Raw genomic sequence first — 20,541 nt, 5'->3', positions numbered from 1 at the left:
ATGTCGGCGAAGGCTGGCATCTCAGGCGATGTGGCGCGACATACGAGAAAGATCCCAGCCTTCGCTGGGATGACGGTGTGGAAAGATGACTGAATCAACCTATCGCATCCAGGGCGCAACCGGCGAGTGGGAGGTCGTGATCGGCCTGGAAGTCCATGCGCAGGTGACGTCGAACGCGAAGCTGTTTTCCGGCGCCGCGACGGCCTTCGGGGCAGAGCCGAACACGCAGGTGTCGCTGGTCGACGCGGCGATGCCCGGCATGTTGCCCGTGCCCAACCGCGAGTGCATCCGTCAGGCGGTGCGCACCGGCATGGCGATCGAGGCGCAGATCAACAAATGGTCGCGTTTCGACCGGAAAAATTATTTCTACGCCGATTTGCCGCAGGGCTACCAGATCAGCCAGCTTTATCACCCCATCGTGGGCGAGGGCGCGATCGACATCGTGCTGGATGAGAAGAACCCCGAAACCAGCACGAAGCGGATCGGCGTCGAGCGCATCCATGTCGAGCAGGATGCCGGCAAGCTGATGCACGATCAGCATCCGACGCGCTCCTATGTCGACTTGAACCGTTCCGGCGTGGCGCTGATGGAGATCGTGTCGAAGCCGGACATGCGTTCTCCCGCCGAGGCCGGGGCTTATCTCTCGAAGCTGCGGACGATCCTGCGTTATGTCGGGTCGTGCGACGGCAATATGGATCAGGGGTCGATGCGCGCCGACGTCAACGTGTCGGTCCGCAAGCCGGGCGAACCGTTCGGCACGCGCACCGAGACGAAGAACGTCAATTCGGTCCGTTTCGTCATGGCGGTGGTCGAGCATGAGGCGAGCCGTCAGGTCGACGTGCTGGAGGCGGGCGGCAAGGTTGTGCAGGAAACGCGCCTTTACGACCCGGATCGGGGCGAAACGCGCTCGATGCGGTCGAAGGAGGACGCGCACGACTATCGCTACTTCCCCGATCCCGACCTGTTGCCGCTGGAGCTGGACGACGCTTTCCTGGAGGAATGCCGCCAGTCGCTGCCCGAATTGCCCGATGCCAAGCGCCGCCGTTACGAGCAGGATCTGGGCCTGTCCGCCTATAACGCCGCGACGCTGACCGCCGACGCCGACACCGCCCGCTGGTTCGAGGCGCTGCTGGCTGAAGGCGCGCGCATCCAGAAGAAGAGCGAGGGCGAGGTCGCCAAGGCGTCGGCCAACTGGCTGCTGTCGGAGCTGTATGGCGCGCTCAATCGTCTGGGCAAGTCGCTGGACGAAAGCCCGGTCGGGCCGGAAGAGGGCGCGGAATTGCTCGCTCTCGTCGCCGACGGAACGATCAGCGGCACGATTGCCAAGCAGGTGTTCGAGATCATGCTGGAAACCGGGGGCCGCGCCCCCGCGATCGTCGAGGAAAAGGGTCTCAAGCAGACGAGCGACACCGGCGCGATCGAGGCGGCGGTGGCCAAGGTGCTGGCCGACAATGCCGACAAGGTCGCCCAGTATAAGGGCGGCAAGGAAGCACTGTTCGGCTTCTTCGTCGGCCAGACGATGAAGGCGATGCAGGGCAAGGCCAATCCGCAGGTGGTGAATGAAGCGGTGCGGATGGGGTTGAGTTGATCGGCCTTGTGCATTTTGGCTTGCTTCACCCAAGGCAACTGCTAGCATCCTGAAGCCGCTTGGGGAAGCGGCTTCAGGATGGGGGGTACATGCTGGCAAGGTATTTGGCGGCCTTCGCGCTGCTATGGTCGTTGGGCGCAGTCCAAGCGTATGGCCAAGAAAAGGGGGCGGTTCTCGAGGGGTTTTCCGCTGCGTCACTTCAGGGGCAGAAAATTCTGCTGTTTCGCCCATCGGTCTGGGTTGGCGAGCAATCGACCGCAGGCATGCCTGAACCCAATGCAGACTGGACGACCCAGTCTCGCGATCTGCTGGCGCAGGAGCTTGGGCGGCGGCAAGCGGATTTTTCCAACCAGATTATCAGCGAACCCGATTTGCAGGGTGAAGACGCACAACTGCTGACTGCGAATCACGCGCTGTTCAATACGGTCGCTCGATCAGTTGTTACTTATCAGTTTTTCGTAGGAAACAGGTTACCCACGCGCAAGAACAAGGCGTTCGACTGGACGCTGGGGCAGCAGACCCAGAGGATCGCGGCGTTGACTGGCGCGCGCTACGGTCTTTTTGTTACCGTTCATGACGAATATGGCTCGCTAGGTCGGAAGATGTTTCAGATATTTGCGGCGGGTATTGCTGGCGTCGGCGTTAAGTCCGGCGTGCATCGCGGCTATGCCGGCCTGGTCGATCTGGAAAGCGGGCAACTGGTCTGGCTCAACGCGGACGAAGCGATGGGCGGCGATGTCCGCACTGCCGAGGGCATGCAAAAGCGAGTCGCCCAATTGCTGGAGGACTTTCCCGGCATGGTGGTGAAGGCTGCGCCGTAGTGCGCGGTCTCCGATTGACAATCGCTGGCCTTCTGGCCGCGCTTTATCCGCTGGCGGCGACGTGGGCTGCGGAGCCGGAATTTGCTCGCCCGCCATATGTCGGCGCTTATGAACCGCAGGGCGTCGACGAGCGTGGGCTGTGGATGCAGATCGACGAAGCCGAACGCCGATTTCGCGATAGTCCGATGGTCCTGCGTGACCAGCAACTGAACCAGTTCGTGGCCAATGTCCTTTGTCGGACGGTGGGGCAGGACCGGTGTTCGGCCGCCCGCATCTATATTGTCAGAGACAGGTCGTTCAACGCGAGCATGTATCCCAATGGTTGGATGATGGTCCATACGGGGCTGCTGTCGCGAGTCCACTCCGAAGCGGAACTGGCGACCGTGCTGGGGCATGAATTCGCGCATTTTGAATTGCGACATTCGCTCAACGGATTCCTGAGGGCCCGCAAAACGACAGATTTCCTGGCCTGGTTGAGCCTGGCAGGGGCCGCCGCCAATGCGAGCACGGCAAATAGCCAAATCATTCTGATCGGCAGCTTGTTCGGCTTCAAGCGGGAGCAGGAGACGGCAGCAGACCTGCTGAGCGCTCAGTATATTCGTGCTTCCCCCTATCGATTGCGGGCGTCACAGGTCTGGCAGCGTTTGATCGAAGAAAATGACGCCCTGAGGCTGGAGCGGGGCGTACGAAAGGTCCGCCACAGTACGCCTGGCATCATGGATACGCATCCCACCAACCTTCAGCGGATCGCCTATTTCTCCAAACTTGAACAGGACGCTGGTGAGGGAGGTGAAGACGGCATCGACGAATACCGTCGGCACACAGCGCCGTTCATGGCGGATCTGTTCGAAGGGCTGGTGAAGAGCAATGATTTCGCCAGCACCGATTATGTGATCCGCTCGCGCGGAGATGCGATGGGGTGGGACGGGCCTTTGCTCTATCTGCGCGGCGAATTGTTTCGCCAGAGGGCCAATCCCCGCGATTTAGTTACGGCGCGCGACCTGTTCCGGCGCGCCACCGAACAGGCGGATGCGCCGGTCGAAAGCTGGCGCGGGCTTGGCTTGTGCGACATGCGTCTTGGTGACGCTGCGGCCGGGCGTGCGTCTTTGGCGCGATATCTGGAGGTCGCACCGAACGGGCATGATGCCGCTGCAATAAAGATGCTGCTGGAGAATTGATGTGAAAAAGACAAAGGCCCTGAGCCTCGCAATGGCGACCTGCTGCGTGATCGCTGCGCCGGCACAAGCGGGCTGGAAACTGGTGCCGGGCGGCAGGCCTTGGCCGGTCGGCGCGGCCCAAGTGACGCCGATGAGTGACTGGAATCAGGCTAGCGCCAAACCGGGTAAGCAAGGTGTCGCCTGGACGCATGACGGTTTCGAACTCAACGGGCTGGAAATTTTCGTTGCGGTGCCAAGCGGGCAACCATTGTATCGGGAACGCAGCAAGAAGCGCAATCCCATGCCCAAATATCAATCGAGCCTGCTGTTGCCGGAACTTAGTGATTTTTTCGAGCGCAGCTTCCGGACCCAGTATGATGTATCGGATTTCACGGTAAAGGAAGCTTCAAGTGGCAGCCTCGGCGGAAATCCGGCGGTGGTCCTCCGCTATCAATATAGTGTGCCCGGCGACGAATTGAAGCGGGAGGGTGTCGCCCGCCTGACGGCCGTGAACGGGAAACTCTATGCCGTTAATTTCTTCGCGCCGACTTTGCATTACTTTGAAACGGGGCGGACGGAGGCGGAAGCGATCATGGACAGCGCGCGCTTTTAAAAGAAAGGCCCAAAAAGGGGCGTCGCGATGGGTGGAACCCGGTGCGGCGCCCCTTTCCTTTGCCGCCATGGCGCTTCAGGGGAGAAGCGTTTTCGCCATGGTGCGCCTGACGGGGCCGGGAGGGTCTGTGGGGTGTGGCCCGTCAGTTCATGGGGTAGACGTCACAGCGCGAAGTGAACCGTCGCCCGTAATGCGATGGCGACGTGATTTTGTTGTTCTTCCGCGCTGAATTCGCCGCCGATGCGGAATGTGTCGGTGCCGCCCATGGCGCGGACCCGGCCTGTCCAGCCGCTCACTCGATCCTCGGGCGTCAGGGTGAAGGCGTCGCCATCCTTGAAATATGCCGTGGTGCGGCCCAGCGATCCGCCGACAATTTCACGGCGGCCGCCCTCCAGTTCGACCCGCGCCCAGCCGTCGCGCCGGTCAAGGCTGCCCAGATCATAGCCCAGTGTCATCGTGCCGTTGGCGGTGAGTTCGTCGCTCGTGCGGCCCAGAACGGTGAGGTTGAAGGCGTCGCCGCCGCCGGTTTCGGCATAGCCGTCCTCCTTCAGCCGATAATAGTCGATACCGACCGCCGGGCGCAGGCTGAACCGGCCCATCTGCATTTCATAGGACGCCCCCGCCGTCGCCGACAGCAGCTTGCCCGACCATTCGCCCTCGGCCGTGCGGGCGACATCGCCGAAGGCGAAACGGCGGGTGCCGTTAAAGTCGATATGGGCGGCGGACAGGCGCGCGAAACCTTGCAGCGGCCCCCATTGCCCGCGCCAGTGGACGGCCAGTTCGAGTTGGTCGCTGTCGACCGCGTGGCTGGCGCCGGATTGCGAATCGCTGGCATGGAGATAGGCGAAGGAGCCGCCAAAGGCGCCGATGTCGGTCAAATATTCGGCGCCCGACGAGATGCCCCAGCCGCTGATGTCGTAGGAGGCGGTGCTGCCCACGCTTTTGGCGCTGCCAAAGCCGACCTGTTGCAGCCAGATGCCCCAGCGGCCGTCGCGCGTGCGGACGATGCCGCCCGGATCGGAGAGGATGCGCGCGGTGGCGCGCGATCCGCTGGACACCGCCTCGAACGGGCCGCCGGCATGATCGGGCAGCATCTGTTGCAGGGTCGCGTCGAAGGTCGCGCCATCGGCGATGGCGAGATAGGAGGCGGCGATGTCGGCGTCGTTGTCCATCGCCGCGAAGATCGCGGAGTAAGCGCCGGCGACCGATCCGGAGAGGCCCAGTTCGCTGACGCTCTTCGCCGCGACCGACAGGGTGACTTCGCCGGTGGCGGCGTTGCCGCTGATCGTCCCCTTGAACAGATAGGGGAGTTCCGTCGCGTCGCTGGCCAGCGCCGGGACGCCCGACAATGTTCCTGCCCGCACAATGACATAGTTACCCGTCGAACCGGAGACCTGCGAAAACCGGGCCTTGACCAGCGATCCCTGGGCAAAGCTGGCGTCGCCCGCCACGGTCAGCACGGTGCTGGTCCCGGTGGCGCCGTTGATCCCGACTTGCAGGATGGAGCCGGACGCCGCCGAGAAGGCGCCGACGGACACGCCGCCGGCGCCGGAAATATCAAGCGTGCCGCCGTTGAGGGCGACGGCGGTTGCGCCGCTGTTCACGAGGGCGCCGGTGAAGCGGCTATCGCCGGTCAGCGTCAGCGTGCTGGCGTTGCCGCCAAAGTCGACGTTGCCGGTGAAGCTGGACGTGCCGGACAGGGCCATCGTCGCATTGCCCGTGCCGAAGCCGACATTGCCGGTCGTTGTTGACGCGCCGGAGAAGGTGAGCTGATCGTCGCCAACGCCAGTGGATATATTGCCGGTCAGGCTGCCCGACGAAATGGCGATGACGTCGTTGCCCGCACCGGTCAGTATGTCTCCGGTGATGCGGATCGGATCTGCGGTGGTGGATGCGCCCGACTGGGTGATCGTGACGCCGCTGCCGTTGGCGGACAGGTCTATGGCGATATTGGCGCCGTCCTTGCCGCCGCCCGCGCTGATGATGCCGCTGTTGGCGATGCTGGCGACTGTTCCCGATGCGTCGCGGATCGCGACGGCCGATCCCTTTTCGTCGTCGAGCGCGGTTGCGATGATCGAACCGCTGTTGGTGATGGAGCCAATGGTAGCGCCCTGGTCGATCACCAGCGCGCGGGCGCTTGTGCCTTCGAGCGCCGAACCGCCTGCGAAAATATTGCCGCCAATGTCGATCGCGGCCGCCTGAACGCCGTTGCCCAGCCGCAGGCCGGTCGCATTGCTGTCCGCGGAATTGGCCCCGACCGTGCCGTTGACGGTGATGCCCCCGGCAATGGTGACAGCGCCGCCCTGGCCGCCGATCACCAGACCTTGTCCATCGACGCCGTCATACAGGCCGCTACCGATGATCGATCCTTTGACGATGAGGCCATGGCCGCTGTCCTCGCCGCCCACCGCGCCGATGCTGATGTCGCTGCCTGAACCGATCAGCACGGCGGCGGCCGACCCATAGCTGCGGATGAGGGCCGTGCCTTCGGTGCTGTCGGTCAGGCCGTCATCGTCCTGATCGGTGTCGTCGTCGTCGGCATCTGTGGTCGGCGGCGTGTCGAAGATGATGCCGCCTGCGACATTGCCGGTGATTTGCACGGCATTGCCGCCCTGAAGCAGATCGTCGGCATCCAGGTCGCCGGTGTCGGCGGGGACGGTCGTATAGCGGTAGCCGGTCGCGAGGATCGTGCCCTGAATCTTCAGCGCGCCGTCAATGTCGCCCAGCAACGCCGCGCCGACGCTGTTTTCGCCGACGGCGGCGATGCTCCCGCGCAGGGTGACATCGCCGACAATATCCTGCGCGATGACGCCATGGCCATTGTCGCCGGTTACGGTGATGGCGCCGCTGGTCGACAGGTCGCCGGTGAGCGCGCCGTCCAGCCGGATGCCGGCCGACTGATTGCCCTCTATTGTGATCGTGCCGCTGTTGTCGATGGCGCCGGCATGAGCCGCGCCCGATTCCACCCAGATGCCGTTGCGGTTCGCGCCCGTGGCGAAAGGGCCGTCCAGATCATCATCGTCATCATCATCCTCGGCGGTGTAATCCTCCGTCAGCGCAATCGTGCCGCTGTTGCCAATGTCGCCGGCTGTGCCCGGTTTCACCAGAATGCCCGTCGCGTCATTCGCATCCTCGATGGCGATGCTGCCCGCATTGTCGACATCATTGTCGCTGTCGACGGTCACTGCGGCGCCGGATGTCACCTTAACCGAACCCGCCGAACTGATGGTCACATCATCCGCCGCGCCGCTGGCGATTGTCGAGGTGAGAACAGGGGTGGTGCGGGCGGTGCCGATCGTCGTTTCGGCGTCCGCTTCCCCCGTCGCCAGCGCCGCGAGAATGGGCGCAAGGGCGGCGGTGGTCATGAGATTTCGCATAGATTTTCCTCCGATCCGCGTCTGATGAAATGGCGCGGTTCACGCAGAGACGCCGCCGCCGGAGAGCTTCCGTCCACGAAATGCGATGGGCCGAAGAAGGGCGAACGGCTCTGGCGTGATCTGTGTTGCTGTGCAAAAGACGATGCGATTGCAGGAGGATTTGCCCGATGACCGATAACCGCGACGCCGCCGCCGCGACACCGCGTTATTTCAATGTCAACGACGCTGAAGACCGCGCCAGGGGCAATGTTCGCGTCCATGCCGACCTGCTCGAATCGGTCGGCCTCTTCGTCGCAGGCTATTTCACCGCCTTCACCGGATCGGTGAAGACGCGCGGGCGCGTGTCGGTCGGCAAATATTGCGCCATCGGCGACAATTGCCGGATGATCGCGTCGAGCCATGACACGCAGGTGCCCAATTTGCAGATCCGCCTGCAGAAGATGATCGGCGCCAGCGGCGGCGGGCATAGCAAGGGGCCGATCGTCATCGGCCACAATGTCTGGATGGGCGACAGCGTCAGCATCATGTCGGGCGTGACAGTGGGCAATGGCGCGGTGATTGCAGCGGGCGCCGTGGTGACCAGCGACGTGCCGGATTTCGCCATCGTCGGCGGCGTGCCCGCCAAATTCCTGCGCTGGCGATTTACCGAGAATGTCCGCGCGCAGATGGCCGCCATCGCCTGGTGGGACTGGCCGTTGCCCCGAATCAAGCGCAACGTGCCCTTTTTCGAACGGCAGATCGGGCCGCACGAAGAGGTCGACCTATCAGCGATCATTCTTCCCTGACGCCGATGCGATCAGCCGCTCAATTGTCGTTGGCGGCGGCGAATTGCAGCATCGGACGCATGGTGGGCGCTTCATGCACCAGATCGCGCGTGACCATGCGGGCGAAGATCGTCGCGCCGCGCGCGCCCAGATGCGTCTTGTCAAAGGCGAGATAGGCCCCCGGCTTGCCCGATCCGTCGTTGGCGGCAAGGCGGCGGGGCTGGGAACCGGGAGGCAGTTGCGCGAGGAGCGCAGCTTTTTTCGGCCCCATTTCCTGCACGGCGGCGACGCTGTCGGCATTGAGGTCGACCAGCGGCGTTTCCGTCTCCCGCGCCACGGCCCGGATGCTTTGCGCCCAGGGTTCCAGCGTGTTGTCGAGCCGGTCGCCGACGAAGGTGCGCCGCGTGACCGGGGTCACCAGCACGGGTTTTGCGCCGCTGGCGCGCACGTCACGCACGAAGCGCTGAATATTGTCCCGGAATTCCGAATCGGGATCGGTCGACCGATAGGTCTTGCCCTGATCATTATGGCCGAACTGGATCAGCACCCAGACATTGCGGTCGCTCCGACGGCGTAGTTCGGTGAGGGCGCCGGCCCAGAAGCCTTCGCTGATGAAAGTCCTGCTGCTGCGCCCGCTGCGCGCCAGATTGAGGCATTCGACGCCTTGTCTGACATGGGTTTCGCAGAAGGCCTGACCCCATCCGCTGTTGGCGGCCACCGTCGAATCACCGACCAATATGATGCTGTCCTGCCCGGCCTTTTGAGCGGCGGGTGCGGCGCTGACCTGGGCGAAGGCGGCCATCGCCCAGAGCAGGAAGGAGGACAGGACGGCGCTTGTCATGCCCGCAAGATGAAAATCGCGGCGCGCCAGTTCAAGGGCGGCCGTCGCGCCGCCGGGGCTTTTCGTCGCGGATCAGGCGGCGGCCGACAGAGTGTTGAAGGGCCGTGACCGCAAGGCATGGGCCACCAGCCGGGCGTTGCCCACCCTGGTCTGCGCTTCGGTCAGGAACGCCACGGCCTCTTCCTTGCGGTCGCTGCGCCAGAGATAATGGGCATGGCCGATCGCCAAACGCGGGTTGGTGGGCCATTTGGCGAGGCCGTGCGCCCATTGCCGCTCGACTTCCTCGGGCGGAAAATCGCCTTCGAAGGCGACCTGATAGGCCATCCACAGGCCGGGATGCTCGTCCGGATCATAGGGCATGTTGCGGCGCACGATTTCGAGCAGCCAGCGCTTCTTGCGATTGCCCAGATAAGTGAGGGCGCTTTGAAACCAGAGCACCGACTGCCGGCTGTCGCGCGTGATCGCGCGCGCCTCCGCAGCGTCGAGCCGCCCATCTATCCCGGCGCGCATGAGACGCTTGAGCGTCTTGCCCAACAGGAGCGCGGCGCCGATCTTGTGCCCGACGAAGGGAATGCGGACCGGATTGACATGCTCCATGCCGATGCGCGTAACCTGACGCGCGTCCTTTGGCAGGAAGGGATCATATACAACGATCACCTCATGCGCGGTTTGCGCGCAGTCGGCGCCGTCGATGAAATCCGCGCTCCAGTCCTGCGCCGAACCGACCGGCCAGCGATGATCCCAGGGGACGAGCGCAGGCGAGAGGGTCGATTGCGGCTGGAGCGCGATGACGACCGCGCCGGGCACCACGGTGCTGAAGGCCAGGCTGGCATAGCCGCCCATGCTGCCGCCGGTGAAGACGACCTTTGAAAAGCGGTCGAAAAATCCGGTGGCCTTGAGGAAATAGAAATAGTCGATGACGTCGCGGGTTCGATACCAGGTGACGTTGATCGGCTTGAAACCGAGCAGGCTGTATCCTTCGCCCAGATAGAATTTGGCGCCGAAGGGTTCGCGCGCCGCATCGGGGCGGTGGGGCGGTTCGCCCGCGCCCTCGAACGTCACCACCAATATATCTGGGCTGGTGGTTCCGGGGGCGAAATCGACGAAGCAGTTTTCAAGCCTGGTCTGGAAATAGTCACGTCCGAAGGAATAGGTGCCGCTGGGCCTGGGTTCAGTCATCAAAGACAATCCTGCCGTTGCCCCTGTCGGGCCTTAACTGTTCACGCGATGTTGCGGCGCGACATTATAAAGGCTGGCGAAAAACTCAACCGCGATAAACCGGATAGACCGATGCGATCATCAGAAAGCGAAGGCCATGCCCACGCGCACCGTGCGGGGGCGGACGGGCGTGTAATAATCGGTGCTCAGGTCGAAGGGGGTGCCCAGCGCAAAGCGGTTGCCGTTGCTGTCGAAAATATTGGAGAGCGACAGCGACAGTTCCAGCGGCCCGCGCGACCATGACGCGGACAGGGCCGTGTCGACATAGTCGCCCTGTTCGCCGCCGAGCGAAGGGCCGACGCCAAGGCGGGATTTGCCGACATAGCAGGCCGAGCCGTTGATGCGGATTTGCGCCGCATTGCCCACCGGCAGGCGATAGTCGACCGCCAGCCGTCCGCCCAGGCTGGCGACATTGGGCAGGCTGAGGCTTTGGCCTTCGAAGTGCAGCGCCCGGACAAGCGGGGTCGGCCGGACGAGGCGGCTGTCATTATAGATGGCGCTGGCGTCGAGGGTCAGCCCGCGGGCGGGGTGCAGGACAAGGCGGCCTTCGAGCGTGTAGATGCGGCCATCGCCGATATTGGCGGTGGTCGGCAGGCCGCGCCGATCGGTGACGTCGGCCTGAATGTCCCGCCAGTCGGTATAGGCGAAATTGGCGGAGAAGGCGACCGGATCACGGCCGGGCTGGCCGCTGCGGATGCCGAGTTCGGCGGTGCCGATGCGGTCGTTGCGGAAGCGGCGAACGCGCTGGTCGTCAACGGCCAGACCGCCGGGCCGGAAGCCCTGCTGATAGCGGGCAAACATGGTCAGGCCGGGCAGGGCGTCGGTCAGCAGCGAGAAGGACGGCAGGAAGATGGTTTCGGTCCGGTCGGCCTGCGCCTCGGCTCTGGCGAGATCATAATCGGACAGGGCATCGACCGGGTCGAGCGCCTTGCCCGAGAGGCGGCTGTGCGTCAGTCGTCCGCCGAAGGTCGCGATCAGGCCGCGCCATGGCTCGACCGAGGCTTCGCCGAACAAAGTGGCTTCGCGCACCTTGTTCTTCACCCCGGTAGCGGGGGCCGGAATCCCCATGCCGATCACCGCAACGCCCGGAAGAACCGCCGGCGCTTCGTGCGGATCGCCATAATAGGTCAGCGAACGGCGGATGTTAGACGTGCTTTCGAGAAAGGACATGCCGAGAATCCAGCCAAGCCCGTTGTCGAGATCGCGCACCAGCCGGTTTTCGGTGGTGAACAGGTCGATGCTGTTCTGCTGGCGAAAGAGCCCCGACGATCCCCCCGGCTGGGTCGCGTCATAGCTTTCGGCCAGCACCTGGTGGACATAGCCCGTGGAGGAGACGAAGCGCAGACTGTCCCATTGCCGCTCGATCCGCAGGTTGGTCAGCCAGTAATCGGAGAAATAGGGCTGGGCGACGGTCGATTCGCGCGCCAGTTCGCTCACCGAGCGCGCCGCATATTGGGCGTCGTCGCCTTCTATCCGTTGGTAAAGCCCGGTGAGGTCGATGATCCAGGCGTCATCGGGCGCAAAGCGCAGAGCGGCGCGCGCGCCGCGCGTTCGGGTGTCGTTGACATCCCTGAGCCCGCGCAGCCGGTCGTCGATATAGCCGCCCTCGTCAACGCCATATCCCACGATGCGCAGCGCCAGTTTTTCGGCCATGAGGGGAATGTTGAGCACGGCCGACAGGTCGCCGCCCACCCGACCATGTTCGACCGCGCTGACGCCGGCGCTCACCTGCCCGCTCCATTCGCCCAGATTGGGTGCATGGGGCACGATGCGCAATATGCCGCCCAGCGATCCGGCGCCGTAGAGCGTGCCCTGCGGCCCCTCGAGCACTTCCACGCCGCCGACGTCGAACAGGCGCAGGTCCGGGTCGGGCGCGGCATAGTTGAGGCGCATGTCGGAGAAATATTGACCCGTGGTCGCCTGAGTCGGGCCGGTGAAGCCGGAGTCGGCGATGGCGCGGACGAACAGCTTGTTGCGCCCGGAACCGACATGGGTTGAGCTGAGCGCCGCGACACGCTGCAACAGGGTGGCTGTACCGCCTGCCGCCTCGCTAGTCGACAGGATGTTGTCGGTCACCATGTCGATGCCGCCGGCATAGCGGAGCAGGGGCGTGTCGCGCTTCGACGCGGTGACGACGATATCGGCGGCGGGTTCTTCGGGCGCGGGGGGAGCGGTGGGGCGCGGCGCCGGGGGAGGCGGGGCGGCAGGCGGGCGACGGCGCGGCGCCGATGCGATGCGCCAGCTTGCGCCGTCGATCTTGCGGGCGCGGGCCGGAGCGGCGCGCAGCAGGCGGGCGAGCGCGTCGTCGACGCTCATCCGGCCGGATAGGGCGGGGACAGGCAGGTTGGCCAGCGCCGGATCGGTCATGCCGATGCTGGTGCCGGTCTGACGGGCGAGCGCGATCACGGCATCGCCCAGCCTTCCCTGCGCGATGCTGATGTCATGACGTTCCGCCGCCGATGCGGGTGGGGCCGCCAGCAGGCCCAGAGCGACGGTGAGGCAGGCGACCCTAGCGGAGGGCTTCATCCGTCTCCTTCAAAACCCAGCCATTGGCGGTTTCCACGGCGCTGACACCCATTAGCGGCGCGGCGCGGGCAAAGAAGCGGCGCGGGTCGCGATCGAGCTGGATCGTGCCGGTGAAGCGCAGCGACGGCGCGCCGGTCACGCGCACGTCCAGCGACCGGGCGATGTCGTCCGCCACATCGGCGAGCGGCGCGTTGTCATAGGTCAGGCTGCCCTTGCGCCAGCCAGCGACGCTTTCCGGGGCGACGGATTGCAGGAGCACGCCGCTCTGGTCCTGTCGCAGGGCGCGGCCTGCTGGCAGGGCAATGGCGTCGCTGTCGGGATTGAAGATCACCTTGCCCTCGGCCACGCCGATGCGGGTGACGGCGCCGCTGTGGATGATGTTGAACATGGTGCCGGCATCCTCGAACACCGCCTGGCCCACGGTGACGCGGAAGGGATCGCTTTCGTCATGGGTGACGGTGAAGGTCGCCTCGCCACGGTCCAGCGCGGCAAAGCGCGTGTCGTTATGATCGAGCCGCAGGCTGGTGTCGCCATTGATTTCGATGCGGGTGCCATCGTCCAGGGCGATTGCGCGGGTTTCGCCGGGGCGGGTTTCGATGGTGTAGATGTCGGCGCGCGTCATCATGCCGACGGACAGCATTGCCACCAGCGAGGCGGCGATCGCGCCGCCGCCGATCCAGCGCCAGCGCCGCCAGCCCGGTTCGCCGCGATCGTTGGCGGGCGCGGTGACATATTCCGGCTGTGCCGGGATCAGCGCGGGCAATCCAGCGTCGACCGCCATCATCCGGTCATAGGCCCGGGCATGGTCCGGCGATCGTTCGAGCCAGAGCGTGAAGCCCGCCCAGTCCCGGAAATCCGGATCGCGCGTGCGGATAACCCACGCCGTCGCCTCCTCTTCCACCATCGTGTCTGCCCCGTTCATATGTCTTGCCCCGTGATGCAGGACGTAGCCGCCCCGATCATTCCGTATCCCAATTTTTCTGGAGGGCGATCAGCGCGCGATAGGCCTTTTGCAGATCCTTCTCGACGGTGGTCAGGCTGACGCCCAGTTGCTCCGCGATCGCCTTTTGCCCCACCCCTTCCAAACGAAAGCGGCGAAACACCAGTTCCACGCGCGGCCCGAGATCGCGCAGCACCGCGCTGGCGGCCTGCAACCTCTGTGCGGCGATCAGTTGTTCGTCCACCGGCGTCAGATCGGCCGATTCGGCCATCACCCCGGTCGAGCTGTCGACCCAGTCCTGTTCGCGCCGCTCGCGGCGGGATGTCGACCGGAAACGGTCGAGCATCAGGTTGTTGGCCATGCGATAAAGATAGGGCAGCGGATCGTCGATGCCGTCAAGGGCGCGGCCGTCGACCTTCAGCCAAAGATCCTGCAACAGATCCTCCGCGTCGTCACCGGCGCCGCGTGCGCGCAGGAAACGTAGGAGGGCGGCGCGGTTTTCCAGAAAGACAGGGGCCAGGCCGTCGGCCATGCGCATAAGATCCATTCGGGGCGGTTCAGCCCGCCTGCCATAGTCGGTGGCGCGCGCCCTTGGCAATCCGTCGCCTTTACCACTTGTGCCCGATGGGCTAGCCCATGGGTCTGACATGAAGGGATCGAACCAGCTTTGACGACCATGGATGAGGGACAGGGCGTGTATGCCGAGGCCGCACAGGCGGCGGGCATGGACCCGGCGGGATTGCAGCGGGCGGTCGATTTTCTGGATCGCACCTATCTGAACAGCGGCGCCATTCCCCATTTTCACCTGCTGGTGTCGCGCGGGGAGCGGGTGGTTGTCGATGCCGTGCGCGGACAGGCGCGCGAAACCGGCGAGCCATTGCGGCAGGATTCGCTCTATCGCATCGCGTCAATGACCAAGCCGGTGACGTCGGTCGCCTTCATGATGATGGTGGAGGAAGGCAAGGTCGCGCTGGACGACCCGGTCGCAACCGTGCTGCCCGAATTTGCGGGCGTGAGCGTGGGCATGGAAAGGCGCGCGCCGGACCGGCCGATGCTGATGGTCGACCTGTTGCGGCACACGTCGGGCCTGACCTATGGCCTACAACGCCAGACCGACATCGACGCCATCTATCGCGAACGCGGGCTGGACGAGTTTCAGCAGAACCGCAGTTCCGACGAGTTCATCGCGGCGCTGGCCGATATTCCGCTGGAATTTTCGCCGGGTGACAAGTGGAATTATTCGGTGTCGACCGATGTGCTGGGCGTGGTGGTCGAGCGGCTGGCGGGCATGGACCTGGAAGAGATGTTCCGCACCCGCATTTTCGAGCCTTTGGGCATGACGGACAGTTTCTTCCGCCTGCCCGAGGACCGCACCGAGCGGATGACCGACGCCTGGCAATTGACGCCGGAGCGCAAGCTGGCGCTGGTCGACCGGGGCGCGCGCAGCGGATGGCGGCGGGCGCAGCGTTTCTATTCCGGCGGCGGCGGGCTGGTGTCCTCGACCGCCGATTATCACCGGTTCGCGCGGATGCTTCTGCGCGGCGGGGAACTGGATGGGGCGCGTTTGCTTCAGGCCGCTACGGTCGAGCGGATGCGGTCCAACCACCTGCCCGGCGACCGCGATCTGACCGCCATGTCGACGGCGATGTTCAGCGAGGCGGGTTATGCGGGGGTCGGTTTCGGGCTGGGTTTTGCGGTGACGCAGAATCCTTCGCTGGGCGTGAGGGAAGGCAGCGTCGGCGAATATTATTGGGGCGGGATATTTTCGACCTATTTCTTCATCGACCCGATCGAAGACCTTATCCTCCTGTTCATGACCCAGCATCTGCCGTCGACCGTCTATCCGGTCAGGGCGGAAATCCGCGCCCTTGTGCAATCCGCGCTGGTGCAGCGCAAGGGCGGATAAAAGTCCTGAAAAGGGAAGGGAATTTTCGCTGCGTCGCCGAAATAGTCTGTGGCGTGGGGGGCGAGCCTGTGCCATCATCGTGAGCGACATAGCAGGGAGATCGCCATGGCTCTCAAGGGCACGACCAACCTTCCCAGGCCCGAGCCGAGGCAATCGGCCCCTGACGTGCTGGCGCGCGAGATCGTCGAGCGGCTGACCTATCGCATCGGCAAGAATGCGGTTGCGGCCAAGCCCCATGACTGGTTGCACGCGGTGATCCTGTCCATTCGCGATCGCGTGATCGACGCGTGGATCAGTTCGACGCAAAAGACCTATGAAGAAGAAGGGCGGCGGGTCTATTATCTGAGCCTGGAGTTCCTGATCGGCCGGTTGATGCGCGACGCCGCGTCGAACATGGAATTGATGGACGATATGCAGGCGGCGCTGGCGTCGCTGGGCGTCGACATCGATCTGATCGCCGCGCTGGAGCCGGACGCCGCGCTGGGCAATGGCGGCTTGGGGCGGCTGGCGGCCTGTTTCATGGAATCCATGGCGACGGTGGACGTCCCCGCCTATGGCTATGGCATCCGTTATGTGAACGGCATGTTCCGGCAGGAAATGTCGGACGGTTGGCAGGTGGAGCTGCCCGAGACCTGGCTGACGCACGGCAATCCCTGGGAGTTCGAGCGGCGCGAGGCGTCTTATGAGGTCGGTTTCGGCGGGCTGGTCGACCCGGCCGAGGGAGAGAATGCCGGGCCGCACCAGATGATGTGGAAACCGGTCGAGCGGGTGATCGCCACCCCCTATGACACGCCGATTGCCGGCTGGCGGGGCAAGCGGGTCAACACGCTGCGTCTGTGGGAGGCGCAGCCGATCGACCCGATATTGCTCGACAAGTTCAATGCGGGCGACCATCTGGGCGCGCTCTCCGAAAGCAACCGGGCGGAGGCGCTGACCCGCGTGCTCTATCCCGCCGACAGTTCGGCGGCCGGGCAGGAATTGCGGTTGCGGCAGGAATATTTCTTCTCCTCCGCATCGTTGCAGGACATCGTGCGGCGACACCTGCAATATTTCGGCAGCATCCAGACGCTGCCGGACAAGGCCGCGATCCAGCTCAACGATACCCACCCGGCGGTGGCGGTTGCGGAATTGATGCGGATATTGCTCGACATTCATGGCCTCGACTTTGACGAGGCGTGGGACATTACCCGCCGCACGTTCAGCTACACCAACCATACGCTGCTGCCCGAGGCGCTGGAAAGTTGGCCGGTGCCGCTGTTCGAGCGGCTGCTGCCCCGGCACATGCAGATCGTCTATGCCGTCAACAGCCGGTTGCTGGCGGAAGCGCGGCGGTCGGGCCAGTTCGACGATGGCGCGATCAGCGCGATTTCGCTGATCGACGAGGGCGGCGCGCGGCGGGTGCGCATGGGCAACCTGGCCTTTGCCGGATCGCACAGCGTCAACGGCGTGTCGGCGCTGCATACCGATCTGATGAAGGTCACCGTCTTTTCCGACCTGCACCGGCTCTATCCCGCGCGGATCAACAACAAGACCAATGGCGTCACCTTCCGCCGCTGGCTGATGCAGTGCAATCATGGTCTGTTCGAGTTGATCCGCGAGGCGATTGGCGACGCGTTCATGGACGATGCCGAGGCGCTGCGCGACCTTGACCGCTTCGCCGACGACGGCGCGTTCCAGCAACGGTTCATGGCCGTCAAGCGCGCCAACAAGGAGGCGCTGGCCAGCCTGCTGCGCAAGCGGTTGAACGCCCGGATCGATCCGGCGGCGCTGTTCGACATCCAGATCAAGCGCATCCATGAATATAAGCGGCAATTGCTGAACATCATCGAGGCGGTGTCCCTCTATGACCAGATCCGGTCGCACCCGGAAAAGGACTGGGCGCCGCGCGTCAAGCTGTTCGGGGGCAAGGCCGCGCCGAGCTATCATAACGCCAAGCTCATCATCAAACTGGCCAATGACGTCGCCCGCGCGGTCAATTACGACCCGGCGGTTCAGGGCCTTTTGAAGGTCCAGTTCGTGCCCAATTACAATGTGTCGATGGCGGAAGTGATGATCCCCGCCGCCGACCTGTCCGAACAGATTTCGACCGCCGGCATGGAGGCGTCGGGCACAGGGAACATGAAGTTCGCGGTCAATGGCGCGCTGACCATCGGCACGCTCGACGGCGCGAATGTCGAGATGCGCGACCATGTGGGCGAGGAGAATATCATCATATTCGGCCTCACCGCGCAGGAGGTGAACGAGCGGCGCGCCAAGGGTTATGACCCGCGCGAAGCCATCGGCCAGAGCAAGGAATTGTCGCAGGCGTTGAACGCAATCGCCAGCGGGGTGTTTTCCCCGGATGATCCAGACCGCTACAAGGGCCTGATCGATGGCATTTACAATAGCGACTGGTTCATGGTCGCGGCCGATTTCGACAGCTATTCTGCGGCGCAGCGGCGCGTTGACGAGCTATGGCGCGATCCCGCGATCTGGGCGCGCATGGCCATCCACAATGTCGCGCGCATGGGGTGGTTCTCTTCCGACCGGACGATCCGCGAGTATGCGAGAGATATCTGGAAAATACCGTAATTTCCGAAAGATTGCGTTTTTCGTTAAGATCGATTCGCGCAGAGATGGAGAGTGCCGATGCTGACACCCGAACGGATTGAACGGATTACCACCGGGCTGGAGGATGATCCGTTTTCCGTCCTGGGCGTCCATGTCGAAGGCGCGGCGCTGGTCGCCCGCGTCTTCATGCCCGAAGCGGTGTCGGTGGAGGCGCAGACCCTGGACGGCGAAGTCGTGGGCGAGCTGGCCCGGATCGACCCGGCGGGGCTGTTTGCGGGCGCCGTCGCGATCGAGGAGCCGACGCCGCTGCACTATCGCGCCGTTTACGCCGATGGCGCCGAATATGACATGACAGACCCCTACAGCTTCGGCCCGGTGCTGGGGCCGATGGACGATTATTTCCTGGCGGAAGGATCGCACCAGCGGCTGTTCGACAAGCTGGGCGCGCATCCGATGACGTTTGAAGGGGTGGAGGGCACGCATTTCGCGGTGTGGGCGCCCAATGCGAAACGGGTTTCGGTGGTCGGCGAGTTCAACCGCTGGGACGGTCGCCGCGCGACCATGCGCCGCCGCGCCGATGTGGGGGTTTGGGAGATTTTTCTGCCCGGCATCGGTCCCGGCACGGCCTATAAATATGAGATATTGGGCGTTGACGGCACGCTGCTGCCGCTCAAGGCCGACCCTTTCGCCTTTCAGTCGGAATTGCGGCCCGCGACCGCTTCGGTCGTGGCCGAGCCGATGGCGCATGTGTGGGGCGACGCCAAGCATCGCGACCATTGGAAGAGCGTCGACCTGCGCCGCCAGCCCATTTCGATTTATGAGGTTCACGCCGGTTCCTGGCAGCGCGACGAGCATGGCGATTTCCTGACCTGGGACGCGATGGCGTCGCGCCTCATTCCCTATGTCGTGGAAATGGGCTTCACCCATATCCAGTTCATGCCGATCAGCGAATATCCCTATGATCCGAGCTGGGGTTACCAGACCACCGGCCTTTATGCGCCGACCGCGCGCTTTGGCGATCCTGAAGGTTTCGCCCGTTTCGTCGATGGCGCGCACCGGGCGGGCATCGGCGTCCTGATCGACTGGGTGCCGGCCCATTTCCCGGTCGACGATCATGGTCTGGCCCGTTTCGACGGCACGGCCCTGTATGAGCATGAAGACCCGCGCAAGGGATTTCACCCCGACTGGAACACGGCGATCTTCAATTTCGGGCGGCGCGAGGTCGCCCAATATCTGATCAACAACGCCCTTTATTGGGCCGAGCGTTTCCATGTCGACGGGCTGCGAGTCGATGCGGTCGCCTCCATGCTCTATCTTGATTACTCGCGCGGGGACGGGGAATGGGTGCCCAATGCCGAGGGCGGCAACGAGAATTGGGAAGCGGTTGGCTTTCTACGCGACATGAACACGGCGCTCTATGCCACGCATGGCGGCGTGATGACCATCGCCGAGGAATCGACAAGCTGGCCCAAAGTGTCGCACCCCGTGCATGAGGGCGGGCTGGGTTTCGGCTTCAAGTGGAATATGGGCTTCATGCACGATTTGCTGCGCTATCTGGCGCGCGATCCGGTGCATCGGGTCCACCACCATGACGATGTGACCTTTGGGCTGCTCTATGCCTTCAACGAGAATTTCGTCCTGCCGCTGAGCCATGACGAGGTGGTGCACGGCAAATCGTCGCTGCTGCACAAGATGGCGGGTAGCGACCCGGAAAAATTCGCGACGCTGCGCGCATTTTACACGCTGATGTGGGGCTATCCCGGCAAGAAGCTGCTGTTTATGGGGCAGGAATTCGCCCAACGCGAGGAGTGGAGCGAGAATGGCGAGCTGGAATGGGGGCTGAATATCTATGCGCCCCATCGCGGCGTGCGCCAGTTGGTGCGCGACCTGAACCGGCTCTACAAATCGCGCCCGGCTCTGCACGCCCGCGATTGCGAGCCTGAAGGTTTCGAATGGGTGCTGGTCGACGCGGCCGCCGATTCCGTGTTCGCCTGGGTTCGGCGCGCGCCGGGGGAGAAGCCGATTGTCGTCATCAGCAACCTGACCCCGGTCGAACGGCCGCTTTATCCGCTGAAATTGCCGCAGGGCGGCCATTGGCGCGAGATATTGAACAGCGATGCGGCCTATTATGGCGGGTCGGACATCGGCAATCTGGGCTTTGTCGATGCCGGGGCCGATGGCTGGGCGCAGGTGACGCTGCCGCCGCTGGGCACGCTGATGCTGGAATGGGAAGAATAGGG

14 protein-coding genes are annotated in these 20,541 nt (G+C 64.1%); 8 read left to right on the top strand and 6 right to left on the bottom strand.

The genetic code is table 11. The features are described from left to right. The first annotated feature begins 85 nt into the window (after positions 1 to 85). The 4 genes from gatB to GGR44_RS02890 all read left to right on the top strand — a co-directional run bounded on the left by gatB (position 86) and on the right by GGR44_RS02890 (position 4,179). Positions 86 to 1,588 carry an Asp-tRNA(Asn)/Glu-tRNA(Gln) amidotransferase subunit GatB gene (gatB, locus tag GGR44_RS02905; RefSeq protein WP_183953915.1) on the top strand — a complete coding sequence of 501 codons (1,503 nt, stop codon included), beginning with the start codon at positions 86 to 88 and terminating at the stop codon, positions 1,586 to 1,588. A gap of 89 nt (positions 1,589 to 1,677) precedes the next feature. Next, positions 1,678 to 2,409, top strand: a complete 732-nt coding sequence (locus GGR44_RS02900) for a hypothetical protein (protein WP_183953914.1) — start codon at positions 1,678 to 1,680, stop codon at positions 2,407 to 2,409. A 14-nt stretch (positions 2,410 to 2,423) separates the two neighbouring features. Continuing rightward, entirely contained in the window at positions 2,424 to 3,587 is a 1,164-nt protein-coding gene (locus GGR44_RS02895; RefSeq protein ID WP_183953913.1) for a M48 family metallopeptidase, read from the top strand. Position 3,588: 1 nt separating this feature from the next. Then, complete coding sequence (locus tag GGR44_RS02890; RefSeq protein WP_183953912.1) at positions 3,589 to 4,179, top strand: hypothetical protein; 591 nt, start codon at positions 3,589 to 3,591, stop codon at positions 4,177 to 4,179. Positions 4,180 to 4,340: 161 nt separating this feature from the next. On the opposite strand, the gene GGR44_RS02885 is transcribed toward GGR44_RS02890, so the two are convergent. Further along, positions 4,341 to 7,556, bottom strand: coding sequence for an autotransporter outer membrane beta-barrel domain-containing protein (locus tag GGR44_RS02885; protein ID WP_183953911.1), 3,216 nt, complete (start codon positions 7,554 to 7,556; stop codon positions 4,341 to 4,343). Positions 7,557 to 7,723: 167 nt separating this feature from the next. Between GGR44_RS02885 and GGR44_RS02880 the strand changes: the two genes are divergently transcribed. Continuing rightward, positions 7,724 to 8,341 carry a CatB-related O-acetyltransferase gene (locus tag GGR44_RS02880; protein ID WP_221214238.1) on the top strand — a complete coding sequence of 206 codons (618 nt, stop codon included), beginning with the start codon at positions 7,724 to 7,726 and terminating at the stop codon, positions 8,339 to 8,341. Positions 8,342 to 8,360: 19 nt separating this feature from the next. On the opposite strand, the gene GGR44_RS02875 is transcribed toward GGR44_RS02880, so the two are convergent. The 5 genes from GGR44_RS02875 to GGR44_RS02855 form a co-directional block, all read right to left on the bottom strand. Then, positions 8,361 to 9,161, bottom strand: a complete 801-nt coding sequence (locus tag GGR44_RS02875) for a rhamnogalacturonan acetylesterase (protein ID WP_183953910.1) — start codon at positions 9,159 to 9,161, stop codon at positions 8,361 to 8,363. 72 nt (positions 9,162 to 9,233) lie between these two features. Further along, on the bottom strand, positions 9,234 to 10,340 hold the full coding sequence (locus tag GGR44_RS02870; RefSeq protein WP_183953909.1) for a hypothetical protein: 1,107 nt from the start codon (positions 10,338 to 10,340) through the stop codon (positions 9,234 to 9,236). 120 nt (positions 10,341 to 10,460) lie between these two features. Beyond that, the gene (locus GGR44_RS02865; protein ID WP_183953908.1) at positions 10,461 to 12,905 is read right to left on the bottom strand and encodes a TonB-dependent receptor; all 2,445 of its coding nucleotides are present in this window, start codon (positions 12,903 to 12,905) and stop codon (positions 10,461 to 10,463) included. After that, positions 12,889 to 13,809, bottom strand: a complete 921-nt coding sequence (locus tag GGR44_RS02860) for a FecR family protein (protein WP_183954225.1) — start codon at positions 13,807 to 13,809, stop codon at positions 12,889 to 12,891. The genes GGR44_RS02865 and GGR44_RS02860 overlap by 17 nt, the downstream gene beginning before the upstream one ends. A 55-nt stretch (positions 13,810 to 13,864) precedes the next feature. Continuing rightward, positions 13,865 to 14,377: an RNA polymerase sigma factor gene (locus GGR44_RS02855; protein ID WP_183953907.1), complete on the bottom strand. Its 513-nt coding sequence runs from the start codon at positions 14,375 to 14,377 to the stop codon at positions 13,865 to 13,867. A 144-nt stretch (positions 14,378 to 14,521) separates the two neighbouring features. Between GGR44_RS02855 and GGR44_RS02850 the strand changes: the two genes are divergently transcribed. The 3 genes from GGR44_RS02850 (at position 14,522) to glgB (ending at position 20,539) form a co-directional block, all read left to right on the top strand. Beyond that, positions 14,522 to 15,751 carry a serine hydrolase domain-containing protein gene (locus tag GGR44_RS02850; protein ID WP_183954224.1) on the top strand — a complete coding sequence of 410 codons (1,230 nt, stop codon included), beginning with the start codon at positions 14,522 to 14,524 and terminating at the stop codon, positions 15,749 to 15,751. A 105-nt stretch (positions 15,752 to 15,856) separates the two neighbouring features. Further along, positions 15,857 to 18,322 (top strand): glycogen/starch/alpha-glucan phosphorylase, encoded by a 2,466-nt coding sequence (locus GGR44_RS02845; protein WP_183953906.1) that lies wholly within the window; start codon positions 15,857 to 15,859, stop codon positions 18,320 to 18,322. Positions 18,323 to 18,379: 57 nt separating this feature from the next. Beyond that, positions 18,380 to 20,539, top strand: coding sequence for a 1,4-alpha-glucan branching protein GlgB (gene glgB / locus GGR44_RS02840; RefSeq protein ID WP_183953905.1), 2,160 nt, complete (start codon positions 18,380 to 18,382; stop codon positions 20,537 to 20,539). Positions 20,540 to 20,541 lie beyond the last annotated feature (2 nt).

Origin of the sequence: Sphingobium fontiphilum (assembly GCF_014196635.1) — a bacterium.
Taxonomy (GTDB): Bacteria; Pseudomonadota; Alphaproteobacteria; order Sphingomonadales; family Sphingomonadaceae; genus Sphingobium; species Sphingobium fontiphilum.
Note: the sequence above shows the minus strand (reverse complement) of the source record. Positions and strands in the feature narration are given on the sequence as shown.